The sequence below is a fragment of the Streptomyces sp. WELS2 genome (genome assembly GCF_013870595.1).
Classification (GTDB): Bacteria; Actinomycetota; Actinomycetes; order Streptomycetales; family Streptomycetaceae; genus Streptomyces.
Window position 1 is genome coordinate 1 of sequence record NZ_JACBWZ010001183.1, and the last position, 1,524, is coordinate 1,524.

The window sequence follows — 1,524 nt, forward strand, 5'->3', positions numbered from 1 at the left end:
TGGCGGCCCTGGCCGGCACCCCGTCCGCCGAGCTGCCCGGCGCGGTCTGGGCGGACCTGGTACGACGCCGCTACCTGGTCCGGGACGACGCGACCATGCTGGTCCTGACGCCCGGGGCCGGCGGGGCGCGAGGGGCGGGTGAGGAGGCGAAGTCCGTCTGATTCCGGACCTGATGGCACCGAAGCGGTGTGCACGCGCCCGGTGACGCGATGTACTGGACCGGGACCGCCCCAGGCAAGGCCGACCAGTCTGGAGACCGTCGTGACCGTCACCGACCGTATCGCCCTCGACCCCTTCGGCTCCGACATCGCCGCGGAGAGCGCCCGGCTGCGCGCCCTCGGCCCCGTCGTACCCGTGGAGCTGCCCGGCGGCATCCCCGCCTGGGCCCCCACCGGCTACGACCCCCTCAAAACGCTCATCCTCGACCCCCGGGTCAGCAAGGACGCCCGCCGGCACTGGCGGCTGTGGCCGGAGCTGGACAGGCATCCGTCCTGGGGCTGGATGGCCAACTGGGTGGGCGTGGTCAACATGCTGACCACCTACGGCACCGACCACACCCGGCTGCGCAGGCTGGTGGCGCCGAGCTTCACCCACCGGCGCACCGAGGCGATGCGGTCCCGGGTGGCCGCGCTGACGGACGAGCTGCTGGAGGCGCTCGAGGCCGCGGGGACCGGCGGCGGCGTGGCCGACCTGCGGGACGGGCTCGCGCATCCCCTGCCGATGCGGATGATCTGCGAACTGCTCGGCGTACCGGAGGGGTTACGGGTGGACGCGGGACGTCTCATCTCCGACTTCATGAACACCTCCGACCCGAGCCCCGAGTTCGCGGCCTCCGTACGCGAACGCGTCGGCTCGGTGCTCGGCGCGCTGATCGCGTACCGGCGGGCCCACCCGGGCGACGACATCACCACGGAGCTGATCCGGGTGCGGGACGAGGACGGCGACCGGCTCTCGGACGAGGAGCTGCTGCACACGCTGCTGCTGGTGGTCGGCGCCGGGTTCGAGACCACCGTCAATCTCATCGGCAACGCGGTGGTCGCCCTGCTGACGGATCCGAAGCAGCTGGCCGGGGTGCGCGCCGGGGAGATCGGCTGGGGCGCGGTGATCGACGAGACGCTGCGGGTGCATCCGTCCGTCGCCGCGCTGCCGTTGCGGTTCGCGGTGGAGGAGCTGACGGTCGCGGGGGTGACGATTCCGGCCGGGGACGCGATCATCACGACGTACGCCGCCTCCGGTCTGGACCCGGCGCACTACGGCCCGGACGCGGCCGTCTTCGACGCGGCGCGGGCGGCCGAGGACCATCTGGCGTTCGGCATCGGCGTGCACCGCTGCATCGGGGCACCGCTGGCCCGGCTGGAGGCGCTGACCGCGCTGCCCGCCCTGTTCTCCCGCTTCCCCGCCCTGCGCCTGGCCTGCCCGCCCGGCGAACTGCGCCACGTGCCCTCGTTCATCTCCCACGGCTGGCAGGAGATCCCGGTGCGGCTGGGAGGTTGAGGAGCGGCGCCCCGGCAGAACGGGCGGCAC

Annotated in this window: 1 protein-coding gene; it reads left to right on the forward strand. The window is 73.6% G+C overall.

Features of this window, described 5'->3' with window-relative positions; all coding sequences use genetic code 11:
- Positions 1-261: 261 nt before the first annotated feature.
- The gene (locus H5J33_RS34845) at positions 262-1,494 is read left to right on the forward strand and encodes a cytochrome P450 (protein ID WP_181798651.1); all 1,233 of its coding nucleotides are present in this window, start codon (positions 262-264) and stop codon (positions 1,492-1,494) included.
- Positions 1,495-1,524: the final 30 nt, after the last annotated feature.